15 protein-coding genes are annotated in these 17,889 nt (G+C 64.0%); 11 read left to right on the top strand and 4 right to left on the bottom strand.

The annotated features are described in order from the left end of the window. Positions 1 to 168 precede the first annotated feature (168 nt). Complete coding sequence (locus LB577_RS00890; protein ID WP_224685164.1) at positions 169 to 2,133, bottom strand: TadE/TadG family type IV pilus assembly protein; 1,965 nt, start codon at positions 2,131 to 2,133, stop codon at positions 169 to 171. Positions 2,134 to 2,431: 298 nt separating this feature from the next. Here LB577_RS00890 and LB577_RS00895 point away from each other — a divergent pair, with 298 nt between their 5' ends. The 3 genes from LB577_RS00895 to LB577_RS00905 are packed head-to-tail and all read left to right on the top strand — an operon-like array spanning position 2,432 to position 4,692. Next, the gene (locus tag LB577_RS00895) at positions 2,432 to 3,292 is read left to right on the top strand and encodes a TIGR01459 family HAD-type hydrolase (RefSeq protein ID WP_224685165.1); all 861 of its coding nucleotides are present in this window, start codon (positions 2,432 to 2,434) and stop codon (positions 3,290 to 3,292) included. A gap of 6 nt (positions 3,293 to 3,298) precedes the next feature. Next, positions 3,299 to 4,279, top strand: a complete 981-nt coding sequence (locus LB577_RS00900) for a bifunctional riboflavin kinase/FAD synthetase (RefSeq protein ID WP_224685166.1) — start codon at positions 3,299 to 3,301, stop codon at positions 4,277 to 4,279. Positions 4,280 to 4,317: 38 nt separating this feature from the next. Then, positions 4,318 to 4,692: a hypothetical protein gene (locus LB577_RS00905; protein ID WP_224685167.1), complete on the top strand. Its 375-nt coding sequence runs from the start codon at positions 4,318 to 4,320 to the stop codon at positions 4,690 to 4,692. A gap of 48 nt (positions 4,693 to 4,740) precedes the next feature. Here the strand turns inward: LB577_RS00905 and LB577_RS00910 are convergent, their stop codons facing one another. Next, on the bottom strand, positions 4,741 to 5,295 hold the full coding sequence (locus tag LB577_RS00910) for an HdeD family acid-resistance protein (protein WP_224685232.1): 555 nt from the start codon (positions 5,293 to 5,295) through the stop codon (positions 4,741 to 4,743). A 230-nt stretch (positions 5,296 to 5,525) separates the two neighbouring features. On the opposite strand from LB577_RS00910, the gene LB577_RS00915 reads away from it, so the two are divergent. After that, positions 5,526 to 6,296, top strand: coding sequence for a MipA/OmpV family protein (locus LB577_RS00915; RefSeq protein WP_224685168.1), 771 nt, complete (start codon positions 5,526 to 5,528; stop codon positions 6,294 to 6,296). Here the strand turns inward: LB577_RS00915 and LB577_RS00920 are convergent. Next, positions 6,272 to 6,475, bottom strand: a complete 204-nt coding sequence (locus LB577_RS00920) for a hypothetical protein (protein WP_156937931.1) — start codon at positions 6,473 to 6,475, stop codon at positions 6,272 to 6,274. The genes LB577_RS00915 and LB577_RS00920 overlap by 25 nt on opposite strands. A 108-nt stretch (positions 6,476 to 6,583) precedes the next feature. On the opposite strand from LB577_RS00920, the gene ileS reads away from it, so the two are divergent. Together ileS and LB577_RS00930 are read left to right on the top strand one after the other, a co-directional pair. Then, positions 6,584 to 9,553 (top strand): isoleucine--tRNA ligase, encoded by a 2,970-nt coding sequence (gene ileS / locus LB577_RS00925; protein ID WP_224685169.1) that lies wholly within the window; start codon positions 6,584 to 6,586, stop codon positions 9,551 to 9,553. A gap of 258 nt (positions 9,554 to 9,811) precedes the next feature. Next, positions 9,812 to 10,489 (top strand): hypothetical protein, encoded by a 678-nt coding sequence (locus tag LB577_RS00930; RefSeq protein ID WP_224685170.1) that lies wholly within the window; start codon positions 9,812 to 9,814, stop codon positions 10,487 to 10,489. A gap of 40 nt (positions 10,490 to 10,529) precedes the next feature. On the opposite strand, the gene LB577_RS00935 is transcribed toward LB577_RS00930, so the two are convergent. After that, on the bottom strand, positions 10,530 to 10,979 hold the full coding sequence (locus LB577_RS00935; protein ID WP_023766501.1) for a nucleoside deaminase: 450 nt from the start codon (positions 10,977 to 10,979) through the stop codon (positions 10,530 to 10,532). Positions 10,980 to 11,221: 242 nt separating this feature from the next. Here LB577_RS00935 and LB577_RS00940 point away from each other — a divergent pair, with 242 nt between their 5' ends. From LB577_RS00940 to LB577_RS00960, 5 genes are all read left to right on the top strand, one after another. Further along, a complete protein-coding gene (locus LB577_RS00940) occupies positions 11,222 to 13,336 on the top strand; it encodes a pseudouridine synthase (RefSeq protein WP_224685171.1) in 2,115 nt (704 codons plus the stop codon). Positions 13,337 to 13,366: 30 nt separating this feature from the next. Continuing rightward, positions 13,367 to 13,921 carry a 16S rRNA (guanine(966)-N(2))-methyltransferase RsmD gene (gene rsmD / locus LB577_RS00945; RefSeq protein ID WP_140571595.1) on the top strand — a complete coding sequence of 185 codons (555 nt, stop codon included), beginning with the start codon at positions 13,367 to 13,369 and terminating at the stop codon, positions 13,919 to 13,921. A gap of 169 nt (positions 13,922 to 14,090) precedes the next feature. Further along, positions 14,091 to 15,479 (top strand): M16 family metallopeptidase, encoded by a 1,389-nt coding sequence (locus LB577_RS00950; RefSeq protein WP_224685172.1) that lies wholly within the window; start codon positions 14,091 to 14,093, stop codon positions 15,477 to 15,479. 203 nt (positions 15,480 to 15,682) lie between these two features. Then, on the top strand, positions 15,683 to 17,005 hold the full coding sequence (locus LB577_RS00955; RefSeq protein ID WP_224685173.1) for a M16 family metallopeptidase: 1,323 nt from the start codon (positions 15,683 to 15,685) through the stop codon (positions 17,003 to 17,005). Further along, positions 17,002 to 17,871 carry a patatin-like phospholipase family protein gene (locus tag LB577_RS00960; protein ID WP_224685174.1) on the top strand — a complete coding sequence of 290 codons (870 nt, stop codon included), beginning with the start codon at positions 17,002 to 17,004 and terminating at the stop codon, positions 17,869 to 17,871. Before LB577_RS00955 ends, LB577_RS00960 begins: the two co-directional genes overlap by 4 nt. Positions 17,872 to 17,889: the final 18 nt, after the last annotated feature.

Consider the following 17,889-nt stretch of genomic DNA (forward strand, 5'->3'; position numbering starts at 1 on the left):
ATTGGCGCCAGCTTTTCACAAAACGCTGAAGGACGGGTTTGGGAAACCGCTCTATTGCTTGGTTGGCACTTCACCAACCGCTAACCAATCCAGAGCCTGCGGGCCCCGGATACCTCCAAAAGCAAAACGCCCTGCCGGGGCAGGGCGTTCATAGGGGAGACCTGCCGATCAGCTGACGATGCGCAGATTGGAGAGCTCGTTGCCGATCGCCTTGAAATCGTTGGACAGCGTTGCCCCGGTGGAATTCCAGAACAGTTTCATCGGCTTGCTGGGGTCCGTCGGGTCCTTGCTGAAGCGCGAATCCGAAGAGCACGCCTTCAGCGCATCCATCTGCGTTTTTTCCGCGGTATTGGTCGCATCCAGGTCGAGCGCGATGGTCATGACCATGATATTGGCGGCCTTGGCGTTGTTGCAGAGCGTGGTGAAATGCTCATTCATCGCCTTGGTGTAGTTGGCGTTGGAGTAGTCGGTCTTGGTGACGTTGCTGCTGGTCCCCAGGAACATGCGCCCATAGCTGTAAGTGACGTTGCTGAACGGCACGATGTAGCCAAGAGCCGAATAGATGGCCTTACTGCCGGCCATGTCGTTGCCGCCATAGTTCCAGTTGGTCCCGGAGTAGGTCTGGGCCGTCACCGACGTTGGTGTGTAATAGGTGTTCGCTCCATCGGTCAGGACGATCAGCACCTTGTCGTTGCCTCTTTCCGTCTCGGCCCGGCCCCCGGTAAAGGGAGCGGTGCTGGAGAGCGTCCTCCAACCCCAGGCCATTCCTTCGGGCACATTGGTCGCACCGCTGGCCGCCATGGCGTCGATCGCCGCCTTTACCGCGGTTGCCCCCGCTGCAACGGAAACATCGGTAAGCGGCGTGATCGCCGTCGTGCTGCAGCTCGTATTGGGTCCGGCGTTCATGCCGTAGCCCGGCGTCACCGTGGTGCCCGGATCCGCAAAGTATTTGGGCATAAAGCTCTGACGTTGCGCGCTCGTGCTTGCGCCAGGTGTCCCGTCGGCCATCCAATTGTTGTTGGCGGGGCGAGGTGGGTAGTTGCTGTCGGTCAGATCGGTTTCATCAGGTGCGAACATCGGCACGAACAGGGTTGCCGGTGTCGAGCTTGAAGGTACCGTGTCCTGGATGTTGTCGGGATAAGGACGGGATTCCACGCAGCCACCCCATGCGGCAACGCCTGCATAGGTGTAGTTGTAACCGCTCTGCCACGTCTTGCACGAGCCGTTGGAATAGGTGGCCGTGCACTTGAACTGACTGACATAGGTGGCCGTCGCCACGCGCTTCATCTGGTTGTAGATCGAGAACCGGGTCAGCGGCAGGTCTTTCTGGGTCACATCCCAGCCAGTGCCCTTGGCGTACCAGACGCCGGCGATGTTTTGCGCGTATTTGGTTGGATAGGAGGTAGAGTTCATGCCCGCCCAATTGAAATTCTCATGATGGATCGGCGAGATGCCGGTGGTGTCCATCCATGCCGCCGAGGCATTGCCCGAACCGACATTCACCGAGGCGGCGAAGGGAACGAGGCTGAATTGGACCGGCTTGCTGACCTGCTTCATCAACTGGGCCTGGCCGGCCAATTGGTCGACCAGCTGCTTGGCGGCGTCCTTGAGCAGGTCGAACCGCACCTTGTTGGAACCTTTGCCGAGTTCCGTCATCGAGCCGGAATTGTCGAGCACCAGCGACACTTCCAGCGTGTTCTTCAGGCGCACTTCCGAGCATGTGTTGAAGGCCATGGTGGTGGCGTCGCCGCTGCTGCCGCCCACCAATATCTTCGCCGTCGGCAGGAAGTAGGGCTTGTAGGTCAGCGTGCCGCATAGCTTCAGTGTTCCGCCGCCGGCGTTGTTGTTGGGCAGCGTCACCGCCAGCGTGGTGTTGGCCGGATCGATATGCGCGAGATTGGCCTCGAAGAAATTCTTGGCATAGGCTTTCGCGTCGGCATCGGTGGCGCCGGCAACGATCTGCTGGGCGGTGGCGATGCCCGCGGCATCCAGTGCGTTCAGGGCGTTTTGCCGCTCGCGCGTCATTTCCGTAAAGTCGATGCCGATCGCCAGGGCACCCATGAGCGGCACCATGGCAAGGACGGTCATCAGCGCATAATTGCCGCGCCGATCGTTTGCGAATTTCCGGATCATGCCTTTACCCACCCCCCGCCAAATCAAATTGGTGGTGACTGTGTCATAAATCGTTAAATTTCAGGTTGCCGGAATATATCCAAGGTCGAGCCCCGCTTTCAAAGCTCGTTAACCAAACATCGGCCGCGGTTTCCGCCGCCGAACGGGACACCCATCGGCGGACAAGCGGCTCTTTGCGATCTCCATGCGACACCCGGGCGAAAGCTGGTGACAGCATGGGCCGGTTCGGATAATTCGGACCGGTCGCGGCGAACCGTCGGCCGCAGCGCTCGCAACGGATCATATTGAAGGGAACGACATGGCGGATTCGCCTGGAATCGTCGGCTCGCTCGAAGACGTGTCGAAAGCCTATTCGGCAATTCTTTGCGATGTCTGGGGCGTGGTGCACAACGGCGAATGGCATTTTCCGGCAGCCGCGGCCGCGTTGGCGGCGGCAAGGGCGGCTGGTATTCCCGTTGTCCTCATCACCAATTCGCCCCGCCGCAGCGCCGATGTCGTGGCTCAGATGAGCGCGATCGGCGTTCCGCCGTCAGCCTATGACCGTGTGGTGACCTCGGGCGACGTGACCCGTGACCTGATCGCGGAAGGCCCGCGCAAAGTCTTCCACATCGGCGCCGACCGCGATTTGACTCTTTATGACGGTCTCGATGTCGATCTCGTCGAGGAGTTCGAGGCCACCGGCGTTGTTTGCACCGGGCTGTTCGATGACGAGGTCGAAAAGCCCGAGGACTATGCCGAACTGCTGCGCCGGTTGCGTGCCAGGAACCTGCCGTTCATCTGCGCCAACCCCGATATCATGGTGGAGCGTGGCGAACGGATCATCTGGTGCGCCGGCGCCCTGGCGCGCGACTATGCGCAGCTCGGCGGCCGCACACTGATCGCCGGCAAACCCTACGCGCCGATCTACGCGGTCGCGATGAAGGAAGCGGCCGAGGCTCTTGGCCGACCGCTCGAGCGTTCGCAGGTATTGGCCATCGGCGACGGCATGATGACCGATGTGAAGGGCGCGGCCGACAATGGTTTCGACGTTCTCTATGTCTCCGGCGGCATTCACGCCCGCGACTATGGCGATGCTTTGCACCCGGATCCGGCAAGGCTCGGCCTCTTCCTGGAACGGCACGGCTATCGCCCGGTGGCCGTCATAGCCAGACTGCGGTAGGTGGCAATGGAAGCCTTTCAGCACCTCTCGGCGACCATGCCGCTGCCCGCCGACCTGAGGGGCGGCGTTGTCGCGATCGGCAATTTCGACGGCGTCCACCGTGGCCATCAGGCGGTTCTCGAACGGGCGTTGGCCGAGGCCGTGCGGCGCGGCGTGCCGGCCCTGGTGCTGACCTTCGAGCCGCACCCGCGAACGATCTTCAGGCCAGACATGCCGTTGTTCGTGCTGACGCCGCCGCCGATGAAAGCGCGGCTCCTGTCCTTGCTGGGCTTTGCCGCGTTGGTCGAACAGCCGTTCACGCGCGACTTCGCCTCGCTGTCGGCGGAAGCGTTCGTCACCGATGTGCTGGAAAGGACGCTCGGCATCACGCATGCCGTGACCGGTTTCGATTTCCATTTCGGCAAGGACCGCCAGGGCGGTCCGGCCTATCTCATGGCGGCCGGCGAGCGCCATGGCTTCGGCGTCACGCTTGTCGACGCTTTCCGGGACGAGGGGGCCGAGGTGGTCTCGTCGAGCCGCATCCGCGCTTTGCTATGCGATGGCGAGGTGGCCGAGGCCGCCGGCCTGCTCGGCTACCGCTTCACGGTGGAAAGTGAGGTCGTCGGTGGCCAGCAGCTCGGGCGAACGCTCGGTTTTCCGACAGCGAACATGCGGCTTCCCGCGGAAGCCGCCCTCAAGCAAGGGATCTATGCCGTCCGCTTTCGGCGCGCCGACGGCACGCTGCACGATGGCGTCGCCAGTTTCGGCCGCCGTCCGACCGTCGACGACAATGGCGCGCCGCTTCTCGAAACCTTCGTCTTCGATTTCTCAGGCGACCTTTATGGCGAGATTTGCCAGGTGTCCTTCTTCGGCTTCCTGCGCAGCGAGATAAAGTTCGACGGGCTCGATGCGCTGGTCGTGCAGATGAAGCGCGATGAAGCCGAGGCAAAGGCGCTGCTGGCCGGCGTCAAACCGCTTTCGGAGCTGGACAGCGCGATCGCTTTCTGACGGCCCTTGGCTGATAGCGCGGGAAAACGCCAAAGACTGTGAAACAATTCATCGAAGTCGGTTGGCAGGGCGCCCAACACTCGTTGATGAAAATCGACATGTTCGTCTGGGGCGTGGTGATCGTCTGCGCAGGGTTGTTCATACTTTGCGATGGGCTGAGCGCGCATTGGGGCAAGACCGGCAGCGGCCGCAGCCTGGCCTATGTCATGCTGCTGTCGCCGCTCTCCTATTGGGCCTTTGCCTTCATCAACACACGACTGGATCTTGCCGTGACCGGGGCTCTGGTCAACACCATCGTGGTCGCCGGCGCCGTGCTGGTCGGTGCTGTCGTCTTCAAGGAAGAGGTATCGTCGCTGCAATATATTGGAATCGCACTCGCGCTGATCTCGGTGACGCTGCTCAACCTCGCCTGATCATTCCCTCAACGCCCTACTTCTTCAAGGCCCTACTTCTTCAAGGCCCTACTTCTTCAAGGCAAGCCCGACCGCGATGAAGGTCCAGCCCTGGAAAATCAGGTCGATCGCCAGGAACAGTCCGAGCACCCACAGGCTGTTGACCGGCCAGCCCATGGCGATGATCAGGCCGGCGAGCACGCTGATGACGCCCGCCGCGACGATCCAGCCCCAGCCGCGTTCCGGGCGGTGACTGTAGCCGACCCAGGCCCTGAGAGCGCCGGAAGCGACGAGCGCAACGGCCAGCAGGAAGGTCAGCACCGCCGAGGCGAGCAATGGATTGTCGAAGGCGAAAAATCCGGCAACCGCGTAAAGCAGTCCGCTGAGCAGCCAATAGAAGAAGCGCCCCCAGGTCTTGACGCCGAACGCATGCATGATCTCGATGATGCCGGCCACCAGCATCAGCCAGCCGACGACATAGACGGAAGCCACAGTGGCGATGAACAGATTGCCGAAGGCGATGCCGCCGAGGATCAGCAGCAGCACGCCCAGACCGACGAACCATCCCCACTTGTCTCGCGTCTGGCCGATCGCGTTCGTCAGTGTATCGCCGTGCAAGGTCATGTCGCCACCTCCATCGAGGGCCACCAGCATGCAACGAAGTTATCCCTGGCGCCGATCCGCGTCCAGCCGATGGCGGGCCGGACGGTGCAGGCACCCAGAGCCGGATGTCTCGTCCTTAAATCAAATTTTACCAAAGCCCCTTCAATGCTGTCGCCGAAGGACAGTTGTATTGTGTTAGTGGAGTGGCCATGAGTCCGGTCGGGAAGATTTCTGCAGCCTTGGCAACCGTCATGCTGGCTACCTCAGGCGCGGCCGAGGCCGGCGAGGGCGCTTTCGGCTGGTTGTCCGGTGACTGGTACCTGACGGTCGGCGCCACCGGCATGGTGGCGCCCAATTTCGAGGGCGGCAGGCAGTACCTGCTCAGTGCCTCGCCGATCATTTCGCTGGGCAAGGCCGGCCCCGCGGCCCGTTTCACCTCCCGCAACGACAACATCTCATTGGCGCTTGTCGACGATGGCAGCGTTCGCGCCGGCCTGACCGGCAAGTTCCTGTTCTCGCGCGACGACAGCAATGCCGACGAACTCGAGGGTCTCGATCCTGTTCGCTGGGGCGGCGAAGTCGGCGGCTTCTTCGAATTCTATCCGACGGACTGGATGCGCGCGCGTGCCGAATTGCGGCATGGCATCCGGGCCCACAACGGCTTTGTCGCCGATATCGCCGTCGATGGTTTCTACGACGTGACGCCGACCGTCAGGATTTCGGGTGGACCGCGCGTGTCTTTTGCCTCGGCCAACTATTTCGACGCCTATTATGGCGTCAATGCGCAGGAGGCCGTGGCATCGGGCCTGAGCCAGTACAATCCCGGCGGCGGCCTGAAGTCTGTCGGCCTCGGCGGCGCGGTGACCTGGAAAGTGACCGATCCGATGACCGCCAGCCTATTCGGCGAATATTCGCGCCTTGAGGGTCCGGCCGCCGATTCCAGCCTGGTCAGGGAACGTGGCGACCGCAACCAGTTCATGGTCGGCGTGTCGACGACCTATCGCTTCGACTTTTCGATGTAGGCGAATTGAACGAGACGCTTTATTCCTGCCGCGGCATCGGCTAAAAGCCCAGCCATGAGCAGCTTTTTGCGCCTTTTCGCGATCGCGATACGAATTACAGGCCCGGTGTTCCGGGCGGCCTGAGCGCCGCCGGAACCGCCGGGAGTTTCTCGCGCGCCCTCGCGCTTTTTCCAGAACATCAATGCATATCACCCAAAAGTGGGTCCGATTTTGGGAAACGGTATGCGTCAACCAAAGACTTCAACGCCCCGGCTTTTGTGCCGACGGGCTATGCAGATGGCAGATCAATGACCGACACTGTTGAAACGATCGACTATTCCAAGACGCTCTACCTGCCGCAGACGGATTTCCCGATGCGCGCCGGCCTGCCCGAGAAAGAGCCGGTGCTGGTCAAGCGCTGGCAGGACATGGACCTCTACCGCAAGCTGCGCGAGGAAGCCGCCGGCCGCACGAAATACGTGCTGCATGACGGCCCGCCCTACGCCAACGGCAACATCCACATCGGCCATGCGCTGAACAAGATCCTCAAGGACGTCATCACCCGTTCGTTCCAGATGCGCGGCTATGATTCCAACTACGTGCCCGGCTGGGATTGCCACGGCCTGCCGATCGAATGGAAGATCGAGGAGCAGTACCGCGCCAAGGGCAAGAACAAGGACGAGGTGCCGGTCAACGAGTTCCGCAAGGAATGCCGTGAATTCGCCGCGCACTGGATCTCCGTGCAGGGCGGCGAGTTCCAGCGCCTCGGCGTCATCGGCGACTTCAAGAACCCCTATACGACGATGGCTTTCCACGCCGAGGCCCGCATCGCCGGCGAATTGTTGAAATTCGCCATGTCGGGCCAGCTCTATCGCGGCTCGAAGCCGGTGATGTGGAGCGTCGTCGAACGCACCGCCCTGGCCGAGGCCGAGATCGAGTACCAGGACTATGAGAGCGACACGATCTGGGTGAAATTCCCGGTCGTCAGCCTTGCCCGGGAGGTCGCCAGTGCCGAAGAGCCGGCGAAGCTGACCGAGACGTCGCTGGACCTGCTGGAAGCTCATGTCGTCATCTGGACGACGACGCCTTGGACCATCCCCGGCAACCGCGCCGTCAGCTATTCGCCGCGCATCGGCTATGGTCTTTATGAGGTCACCGCGGCCGAGAATGCCTTCGGGCCGCAACCGGGCGAGAAGCTGATCTTTGCCGATGCTCTGGCGGAAGATTGCGCGACCAAGGCCAAGGTCACGTTGAATCGCCTTCATAGCGTTTCGGCCGAACAGCTTGGAAGCCTTACGCTTTCGCATCCGTTCAAGGGTTTTGGCGGCGGCTACGAATTTGCCGTTCCGATGCTCGCCGGCGATCATGTCACCGACGATGCGGGCACCGGTTTCGTCCACACCGCGCCCGGCCACGGCCGCGAGGATTTCGACGCCTGGATGGATTCCGCTGCCGACCTGCGCGCGCGCGGTGTCGACACCGCGATCCCGTTCACGGTCGACGATGGCGGCTTCTTCACCAGGGACGCGCCGGGCTTCGGTCCGGATCGCGAGGGCGGGCCGGCGCGCGTCATCGACGACAACGGCAAGAAGGGGAACGCCAACCAGGCGGTCATCGACGAGCTGATCAAGCGCAACGCGCTGTTCGCGCGCGGCCGTCTGAAACACTCCTATCCACATTCCTGGCGGTCGAAAAAGCCGATCATCTTCCGCAACACGCCGCAGTGGTTCATCTACATGGACAAGGACCTTGGCGACGGCACGACGCTACGCAGCCGCGCGCTGAAGGCGATCGACGACACCCGTTTCGTGCCGGCGGCAGGCCAGAACCGCATCCGCGCCATGATCGAGGAACGGCCCGACTGGGTGCTGTCGCGTCAGCGTGCCTGGGGCGTGCCGATCGCCGTTTTCGCCGACGAGGACGGCAATGTGCTCAAGGACGAGGCCGTCAACCAGCGCATCATGGACGCCTTCGAGACGGAAGGCGCCGACGCCTGGTTCGCGGCTGGCGCCAAGGAACGCTTCCTCGGCAATCACGACGCCTCCCGGTGGCGGCAGGTGATGGACATCCTCGACGTCTGGTTCGATTCGGGTTCGACGCATGTCTTCACGCTCGAGGACCGTCCCGACCTGAAATGGCCAGCCGATGTCTATCTCGAAGGCTCCGACCAGCATCGCGGCTGGTTCCATTCCTCGTTGCTCGAAAGCTGCGGCACCAGGGGCAGGGCGCCCTACGACACGGTCGTCACCCATGGCTTCACCATGGACGAGGACGGGCGCAAGATGTCGAAGTCGCTCGGCAACACCGTCATCCCGCAGGACGTGATCAAGCAGTCCGGCGCCGATATCCTGCGGCTCTGGGTGGTGACGACGGATTATTGGGAAGACCAGCGGCTCGGCAAGAACGTGCTGCAGACCAACATCGACGCCTACCGCAAGCTGCGCAATACGGTCCGCTGGATGCTGGGCACGCTCGCCCATGACGATGGCGAGGATGTGCCGCTGGAAACGATGCCGGAGCTGGAGCGGCTGATGCTGCACCGGCTGTCCGAACTCGACGAGTTGGTGCGCCAGGGCTATGACGCGTTCGAGTTCAAGCGCATCACCCGCGCGCTCATCGATTTCATGGTGGTCGAGCTGTCGGCCTTCTATTTCGACATCCGCAAGGACGCGCTTTATTGCGACGCGCCATCGAGCGCGAAGCGCAAGGCCTCCGTGCAGGTCGTGCGTCATCTCTTCGACTGCCTGGTGAAATGGCTGGCGCCGATGCTGCCCTTCACAATGGAGGAGGCCTGGCTCGACCGTCATCCCGATGCGGTCTCGGTGCATCTCGACCAGTTCCCGGAAATCCCGGCGGACTGGAAGAACGAGGCCCTGGCGGAGAAATGGCGCAAGGTCAGGCAGGTGCGCCGCGTCGTCACCGGCGCGCTCGAAATCGCGCGTGCCCAGAAGGTGATCGGCTCCTCGCTGGAGGCGGTACCGGTGGTCACGATCAACGACGCGGCGCTCGAGGCGGCGATATCGGACGTCGACATGGCCGAGATGGCGATCACCAGCGATCTCGTCATCGCTCATGGCCAGGCGCCGCAAAGCGCATTCACGCTGGACGACGTCAAGGGCGTCGCCGTGGTGGTCGAGAAGGCCGAGGATCGCGGCCTGGTCAAATGTGCACGCTCCTGGCGCTACACGGCCGATGTCGGGCAGGACGCGGAATTTCCCGATGTCTCGGCGCGCGATGCTGCCGTGCTGCGTGAACTGAAGGCCCTCGGCCGGCTCTGATGCATGTTGCCCAAACGTGCATGGCGGTTTGGGGATCACCGATATGCCCGGCCAGGATGCCCTGCATATCGGTGCACAAATACCACGCCGGGCGGTGCTGATCCGCCCGCGCGTTGCCCTTAATGAGTGGTTGAGGTAAACACGCGAAACTCCGGAAGACAAATTGTCGCCGGATTTCCGTCGCAAGTGCTTGGACGATGGGGACCGGACACAAGGCCGGTGGCAATCGAGAGGCTGTCTAGAGTGGGACTTTTTGGCATGACCGAGAGATATAACGCGCGCCTTGCGCTTCTGGCGCCGCTTGTCGCATCGGGCCTCGCTTTGTCCGGCTGCATGGGGTCTCCGACCTATGGAACCGACAAGACTGCCGCCGAACAGCTGGCCGGCGATCTCACCGGCGCCGTTTCCTTCGCGCCGAAGCGCAGGGATCCGATCGACTACAAGCCGCGCCCGACGCTGGTGAAGCCGGCACCTGGCCAGAAGGAAGCGCTGCCGGCGCCGCAGAACAGCATCCAGACGGCGAGCGCCGAATGGCCTGAATCGCCCGAGCAGCGCCGCGCCCGCCTGCGCGCCGACGCCACGGCACACCAGGATGATCCGAACTATCAGTCTGAGATTGTTGACGACGTGCAGACCGATCCCGAGGCGATCAAGAAGGCGATGGCCGACTCAGGCTCCAGCCACCCGCCGGCTTGGAAACCCGCGGATTCCGACAAGGGCCGCGCCGCCGAGATCCAGCGCCGCCTTGCCGAAGGCAAGCAGGGCGATCCCAACACCCGCAAATATCTGAGCGAGCCGCCATTGGCCTACCGTGTCGCGTCCGGCGCAGCACCGCAGAATGAACTTGGCGAGGACGAATACAAGAAGGAACGCCGCCTGAAGAAAGAGGCGGAAGGCAAGAAGGGCGGCTGGTTCGACTGGCTGCCGTCCCTGTAACAGTCGGCTGCGTCGATTGTGGACGGGCACGGCGCCCGGTTCAGTCGCGACGTTCCCTGAAAAATCCCTTGAGCAGCAGGCCCGCTTCGGTCTCGGCCATCCCCGCATAGATGTCGGGCGCATGGTGGCAGGTCGGCGAGGCGAAGAAGCGCACGCCGTTGACCACCGCGCCGCCCTTTTCGTCGGCCGCGCCGAAATAGAGACGGCGCAGCCTGGCGAAGGAAATGGCGCCGGCGCACATGGCGCAGGGTTCCAGCGTCACATAGAGATCGTGGCCGGTGAGCCGCTCGGTCGCCAGTTTGCCGCAGGCCTCGCGGATCGCCAGCATCTCGGCATGCGCTGTCGGGTCGGCAAGCTCGCGGGTGCGGTTGCCGGCACTGGCGACGACAGTGCCGCCGCTGGCGATGACGGCGCCGACCGGCACTTCGCCGCGCAGGGCGGCCGCTTCGGCCTCTTTCAGCGCCAGGGCCATGAAATCGGGCCGCTTCACGCGGTTTCCATTCCCATTATCTCCTCGCCGCTCCAGGCTTTTGGTTTTCGTTTTGTCTTTCCGGAAAACCGGTCTCCACTTTTCCCTGACAAACTCTGATGATCCTGTTATTGAGCGCATAACCCCGAAAATCGGACTCGATTTTCGGAAATGATCATGCGCCAAATCAAAAGTGCTACAGCGTTCGTTGCGCGCCCGAAAGGATGCGCCACGCTGTAGCAGCGCAAACGGACAAAGGCCACATGGACGACAACGACAAGAAATCTCCGCGCCAAAAAGGCCCGGGCAAGAAACCCGCGGCCTCGCGTGGCGGTGGCAAGCCGTCCTTCGGCGCAAAGAAACCCTACGCGCCGCGCGGTGAACGTCCGATGGCCGCCGAAGGCGAGCGGCCGAAGCGCAACTTCAAAAGCGGCGACAAGCCGTTCAGCAAGGGGCCGCGCCCCGAAGGCAAGCCCTATGAGAAGCGCGAAGGTCCGCGCAAGCCTTACGCGCCGCGCGGCGATCGTCCGATGGCCGCCGAAGGCGAGCGTAAGCCCTACGAGAAGCGCGAAGGCCCGCGCAAGCCCTATGCGCCGCGTGGCGACCGCCCGATGGCCGCCGAAGGCGAGCGCAAGCCCTACGAGAAGCGCGAAGGCACGCGCAAACCCTACGCGCCGCGCGGCGATCGTCCAATGGCGGCCGAAGGCGAGCGCAAACCCTATGAGAAGCGGGAAGGCCCGCGCAAGCCCTACGCGCCGCGCGGTGATCGCCCAATGGCGGCCGAAGGCGAGCGCAAGCCCTATGAGAAGCGCGAAGGACCGCGCAAGCCTTACGCACCACGCGGCGACCGTCCGGCGGCTGCTTCGGCGGAAGGTGGCGAAGGGCGCTTCGACCGTCCCAAGCGCGATTTCGGCGACCGTCCCAAGCGCGATTTCAACGATCGTCCCAAGCGCGACTTCGGCGATCGTCCGCAGGGTGCGTCCGGCGGCTTCAAGCCCCGCCCGCGTCCCGCCGAGGCAGAAGAAGAAGCCGGTGAACGGATCGCAAAGCGCCTGGCGCGCGCCGGTCTTGCCTCGCGTCGCGATGCCGAGGACCTGATCGCCGCCGGCCGCGTCAAGGTCAATGGCCGGGTGCTGGCCTCGCCGGCCTTCAATGTGATGCCCGGTGACATCATCCATCTCGACGGCATGGAAATCCCGCCGATCGAGCGCACGCGCCTGTTCCTGTTCCACAAGCCGGCCGGCGTCGTCACCACCAACCGTGATCCGGAAGGCCGCAAGACCGTCTTCGACGTGCTGCCGGCCGAACTGCCGCGGCTGATGACCATCGGCCGGCTCGACATCAACACCGAGGGTCTGCTGCTGCTGACCAATGATGGCGGCCTGTCGCGCGTGCTCGAACTGCCGGCCACCGGCTGGCTGCGCCGCTACCGCGTGCGCGTCCACGGCAAGGTCGAGGAAAGCGCGCTTGCCGGGCTTCGCGAGGGCATCGCCGTCGACGGCGTCTTTTATGGTGCGATCGAAGCCAGCCTCGACCGCGAGCAGGGCTCCAATGCCTGGCTGACGATCGGTCTTCGCGAAGGCAAGAACCGCGAGGTCAAGAACATCCTCGGCGCGCTCGGCCTCGACGTGACGCGGCTGATCCGCATCTCCTACGGGCCTTTCCAGCTCGAGGATCTTCCCGAAGGCCATGTGCTGGAGGTCAAGGGCCGCGTGCTGCGCGACCAGCTTGGCGAGCGCCTGGTCGAGGAATCCGGCGCCAATTTCGACGCCGAGATTTCAAAGCCGTTCTCCAACAAGCCGGTGCGGCGCACCGAACCGCGTCAGGAAGAGGTCGAGCGGCCGAAGGTTATGCGCGAGGGCGACCACCGGCCGATCGGCGAGGGCGGTCTGATCAAGAACCGCAAGCGCCGCGAAGGCAGCCGCGACGAGGCACTGGGCAAGCTGTCGACCAGTCCCGACAGAGGCGAGAGACCGGAAAAGAGTTTTGGCGAACGCGGTCCGAGGTCCGAACGCGGTAGCTTTGGCGACAAGCCGCGTGGCAATTTTGGCGACAAGCCGCGCGGTGGCTTCGGTGACAAGCCTCGTGGCGGTTTTGGCGGTAAGAAGCCCGAGCGCGAGCAGCGGCCGATCGAGCCGCCCGGCCAACGCAAGGCCAATGTCTGGATGGCGCCGGGTGCCCGGCCGATCGGCAAGGGCAGGGCGGAAGCCGACGCCGCCAAGGCGGCCGAAGCCAAGGCGCGCAAGGCGTCGTTCAAGCCGTCCTATGGCAAACCGGGCGGCGCAAAACCATTCGGCAAGCCGCGTGGCGAGCGTCCTGGTGGCGCCGGTGGCGGTGAGCGGCCGCGCGGCGGTCCCAAAGGGCCCAGAACGAAATGAGGCCCGGACTTAAATGAGACCCGGACTTAAATGAGAATCGTCGGCGGTGAGTTTCGCGGGCGTCCGCTGGCGACGCCCCGCAGCAGCGCTATCCGTCCGACGACCGACCGCACCCGCGAGGCCGTCTTCAACGTGCTGGCGCATCGCTTTGGCGAGCAGTTGGACGGCGCGCGCGTGCTCGACCTGTTTGCCGGCACCGGCGCGCTTGGCCTGGAAGCGCTGTCGCGGGGGGCATCCTATGGCGTGTTCATCGAGGAATCGGCCGAAGGCCGTGGCCTGATCCGCGACAATGTCGAGGCCTTCGGGCTGACCGGCCGCACCAAGATCTTCCGCCGCGACGCGACCGCCCTTGGCGAGGCCGGCACGCTGGCCCCGTTCGGCCTCGTCTTCGCCGATCCGCCCTACGGCAAGGGGCTTGGCGAGCGCGCGCTGCAGTCGGCCAAGGCCGGCGGCTGGCTGCGTCCCGGCGCACTCTGCGTGGTCGAGGAGACCGCGGCGGTTCCCTTCGAGCCAGGCGCCGGCTTTTCCGTGCTCGACGAGCGCAATTACGGCGAGACCATCATCCGCTTCATCGAGGCTGGCTGACACGCTTGCGTTCAGCGGCCTCTTTGCCGCCGCCTTTGCCGGCAACAACAATTCACTTTGCTTGTCGCCGGCACCTTGCCTATCGTCCTGTCCAAGCAATTCCAGGAAAAGTGTGAAGCGGTTTTCCCACGGGAATTGCGTCAAAACAAAGAGAAAACCGGAGCCATTGATGACACCCAGGGTTGAATGGCTGCGGGCAGGGCTGCTGGCGACGTCGCTGGCTTTTGTCACGGCCGGCCCAGTGCTGGCCGCCAACCCGGTATTGCCAGACACCGTGCCAGCCGAGTTCAAGGTGACGGATTTCCTGCTCGACAACGGCATGGAAGTGGTCGTCATTCCCGATCATCGCGCGCCCATCGTCACCCACATGGTGTGGTACAAGATCGGCAGCGCCGACGAGCCGCCGGGCAAATCCGGCATCGCCCACTTCTTCGAGCATCTGATGTTCAAGGCGACGACCCATCACGCGGCCGGCGAGTTTGACCGTGCCGTCTCCGATATTGGCGGCTCCAACAACGCCTTCACCTCCTATGACTACACCGCTTTCCACGAGACGGTGGCGCCCTCGGCGCTCGAACAGATGATGAGCTTCGAGGCCGACCGCATGCGAAACCTCATCCTCACAGACGACGTCATCAAGACCGAGCGCGATGTCATCCTCGAGGAGCGCCGCTCGCGCATCGACAACAATCCGCAGGCCGTGCTCGACGAGGAAGTCGATGCCACGCTGTGGCAGAACCAGCCCTACCGCATTCCGGTGATCGGCTGGATGCAGGAGATGGAGCAGCTCAACCGCACCGACGCCACCGCCTTCTATGACAAGTATTATAGGCCCAACAACGCCGTGCTGATCGTCGCCGGCGATGTCCAGCCCGACGCGGTGCGGGCGCTGGCTGAAAAGACCTATGGCAAGGTGGCGCGCGGGCCGGATCTGCCGCCGCGCGTGCGCCCGGTCGAACCGGAGCAGAACACCAAGCGCACCGTCACGCTTTCCGACGCCCGCGTCAGCGTGCCCAGCTTTTCGACGCAATGGGTGGTGCCGTCCTACCACACCGCCAAGCCGGGCGAGGCCGAGGCGCTCGACCTGCTCGCCGAGATCCTCGGCGGCGGTAACCGCAGCCGGCTCTACCAGGCGCTGGTGGTCAAGCAGGGCATCGCCTCCAACGCCGGCGCGTATTTCCAGGGCACCATGCTCGACGACACCAATTTCACCGTCTACGGCTCGCCGCGCGGCGACGCCAGGCTCGCCGACATCGAAGCCGCTGTCGATGCGGAGGTGGCGCGCATAGCCAGCGGCGGGGTTACGCCGGGAGAGCTCGAAAAGGCCAAGGATCGCTATGTCAGGTCGATGGTCTTTGCCCGCGACAAGCAGGATTCCATGGCCGAAATCTATGGCTCGACACTGGCCACCGGCGGCAATGTGCAGGATGTCCAGCAATGGCCTGACCGCATCCGCAAGGTCACCGCGGACGAGGTCAAGGCCGTCGCCGCGCGCTATCTGGTGCTGGCCCACTCGACCACCGGCTATCTCTTGCCGCAGCAACAGGCGGGGAATTGATGATGAAGCGCTCGATGCACATACACGAGCCCGTGAACGCGCCTTCCCTTCTCCCCTTGTGGGAGAAGGTGGATCGGCGCGCAGCGCCGAGACGGATGAGGGGTGCGCGACAGAGTGCCGTCCTTGCCAAGCTGGAACACCCCTCATCCGACCTCGCTTTGCGAGGCCACCTTCTCCCGCAAGGGGAGAAGGGAAGACCGCGCGTGGCCACCACACTCGCAACCCTCGTCCTCTCCATCCTCTTCCTGGTCCTGCCGGCACTTGCCGCCCGCGCCATGGAGATCCAGTCCGTCACCTCCTCGAAGGGCGTCACCGCCTGGCTGGTGGAGGACTATTCCGTGCCGGTGGTCGCCGTCCGTTTCGTCTTCGGCGGCGGCTCGACGCAGGATCCGCCGGGCAAGGAAGGACTGGCCAATCTGATGACCGGCCTGTTCGACGAGGGCGCCGGCCCGCTCGATTCGGAAGCCTTCCAGATCAGGCTCGACGATGCCGGTGCCGAAATGGGCTTCGAGGAGAACCGCGACGGTGTCTACGGTTCGATGCGCATGCTGGCCGAACAGCGCGACGAGGCCTTCGACCTGCTGCGGCTGGCGGTCAACGAGCCGCGCTTCGACCAGGCGCCGATCGACCGCATCCGCGCGCAGATCCTGTCCGGCATCATCGCCAACGAGAATGACCCCGACACGGTCGCGCAGAACCGATGGGCTCGCGCCATCTATGGCGACCATCCCTATTCACGCTCCGACCAGGGCACCAGGCAGAGCATCGCCACCATCACGCAGGACGATCTCAAGGCGCTGCACAAGGCGGTGTTCGCACGCGGCGGCCTGCATGTCGCCGTGGTCGGCGCCATCGATGCCGGGACGCTGAAGAAGAAGCTGGACATGGTGTTCGGCAACCTGCCTGAGAAACAGGCGCTCGCCCCTGTCGCCGATATCGAGCCGAAGCTGGCGCAGCATCTGGAGGTCAATTACGACCTGCCGCAAACCTCGCTGCAGCTCGCCTGGCCCGGCGTGAAGCGCAAGGCGGCGGATTTCTTCCCGGCCGTGCTGATGAACGAGATCCTCGGCGGCGGCACCTTCACCTCGCGCCTGTTCCAGGAGGTGCGTGAAAAGCGCGGGCTGGCCTACAGCGTCGATTCCTCGCTGGTCAACCAGGACCACGCCAACGCGCTGATCGTCACCACCGGCACGCGATCGGATCGCGCGGCCGAGACGCTCGGCATCGTGCGCGACGTCGCCAAGCGGTTGGCTGAGGACGGCCCGACCGAGGCTGAGCTCGCCGCAACCAAGAAATATCTGATCGGCGCCTACGCCATCAGCAATCTGAACTCCTCGAGTTCCATCGCCGCGACGCTGGTCGAGCTGCAGCTCGACGATCTCGGCATCGACTACATGCAGCGCCGCGCCGGCTACATCAACGCGGTGACGCTCGACCAGGTCAAGGCGGCGGCGAAGAAGCTGCTGTCGGCCGAACCGACCATCATGGTCGTCGGGCCCCCGCTGGCCGGGGCCGGCAAGGGATGAGCCCGACTTTTGGAATAGCGTTCGGCGGTGGCGGCGCACGAGGCCTGGCGCATATCCATGTCATCGAGGCGCTGGACGAGCTCGGCATCCGGCCGGTGGCGATCGCCGGCTCGTCGATCGGTGCCATCATGGGCGCCGGCATGGCCGCCGGCATGACCGGCAAGGACATCCACGACTACGCCCGCTCGGTCCTCGGCCGGCGCGCCGAGGTGGCAAGCCGCATGTGGCGAGCCCGGCCGGGCACGATCGCCGAAGCCATGCAGAACGGCATCCGCGTCAGCCAGTTCAATGTCGAGCGCATCCTCAAGGCCTTCCTGCCCGAGGCCATTCCCGAAAGCTTCGCCGAGCTGAAGATCCCGCTGAAGGTGACGGCGACCGACTATTTCGGCCACAAGCTCGCCGTGTTCGACGACGGCGACCTGCATTCGGCGCTGGCCGCCTCGGCCGCCATTCCCGCCGTGTTCCGCCCGGTGATACGCGACGGCCGCCTGCTGATCGACGGCGGCATCTACAATCCCGTGCCGTTCGACCTGATCGAGAACGATGCCGACATCATCATCGGCGTCGACGTGGTCGGCGCGCCGGAAGAAGCCGACCGCAAGCACCCCACCTCCGTCGATCTGATGTTCGGTGCCACGCAGCTGATGATGCAATCGATCACCGCCAACAAGCTGAGACAAACCCAGCCCGATATCCTGGTCCGCCCGACAGTGTCGAAATACCGCGTGCTCGATTTCCTGAAAATCGACGCCCTGATGAACGAGACGGTGGCGATCAAGGATCAGCTGAAGCGGGAGGTGGAGCGGGTGGTGGAGGCGCGGAATGGCGCCGCCGCCAAGGGGAGGCGGGCCAAGAAAGTCGGGTAAGGACGGTGCCACGCCGGC

This window comes from Mesorhizobium sp. B283B1A, from assembly GCF_020165735.1.
GTDB classification, from domain to species: Bacteria; Pseudomonadota; Alphaproteobacteria; order Rhizobiales; family Rhizobiaceae; genus Mesorhizobium; species Mesorhizobium opportunistum.

What these genes read in the sequence shown, in the direction of transcription:
- LB577_RS00890 (WP_224685164.1), bottom strand. Translation starts at nt 2,133, where the DNA reads ATGATCCGGAAATTCGCAAACGATCGGCGCGGCAATTATGCGCTGATG.
- LB577_RS00895 (WP_224685165.1), top strand. Translation starts at nt 2,432, where the DNA reads ATGGCGGATTCGCCTGGAATCGTCGGCTCGCTCGAAGACGTGTCGAAA.
- LB577_RS00900 (WP_224685166.1), top strand. Translation starts at nt 3,299, where the DNA reads ATGGAAGCCTTTCAGCACCTCTCGGCGACCATGCCGCTGCCCGCCGAC.
- LB577_RS00910 (WP_224685232.1), bottom strand. Translation starts at nt 5,295, where the DNA reads ATGACCTTGCACGGCGATACACTGACGAACGCGATCGGCCAGACGCGA.
- LB577_RS00915 (WP_224685168.1), top strand. Translation starts at nt 5,526, where the DNA reads ATGCTGGCTACCTCAGGCGCGGCCGAGGCCGGCGAGGGCGCTTTCGGC.
- LB577_RS00920 (WP_156937931.1), bottom strand. Translation starts at nt 6,475, where the DNA reads ATGTTCTGGAAAAAGCGCGAGGGCGCGCGAGAAACTCCCGGCGGTTCC.
- ileS (WP_224685169.1), top strand. Translation starts at nt 6,584, where the DNA reads ATGACCGACACTGTTGAAACGATCGACTATTCCAAGACGCTCTACCTG.
- LB577_RS00930 (WP_224685170.1), top strand. Translation starts at nt 9,812, where the DNA reads ATGACCGAGAGATATAACGCGCGCCTTGCGCTTCTGGCGCCGCTTGTC.
- LB577_RS00940 (WP_224685171.1), top strand. Translation starts at nt 11,222, where the DNA reads ATGGACGACAACGACAAGAAATCTCCGCGCCAAAAAGGCCCGGGCAAG.
- rsmD (WP_140571595.1), top strand. Translation starts at nt 13,367, where the DNA reads ATGAGAATCGTCGGCGGTGAGTTTCGCGGGCGTCCGCTGGCGACGCCC.
- LB577_RS00950 (WP_224685172.1), top strand. Translation starts at nt 14,091, where the DNA reads ATGACACCCAGGGTTGAATGGCTGCGGGCAGGGCTGCTGGCGACGTCG.
- LB577_RS00960 (WP_224685174.1), top strand. Translation starts at nt 17,002, where the DNA reads ATGAGCCCGACTTTTGGAATAGCGTTCGGCGGTGGCGGCGCACGAGGC.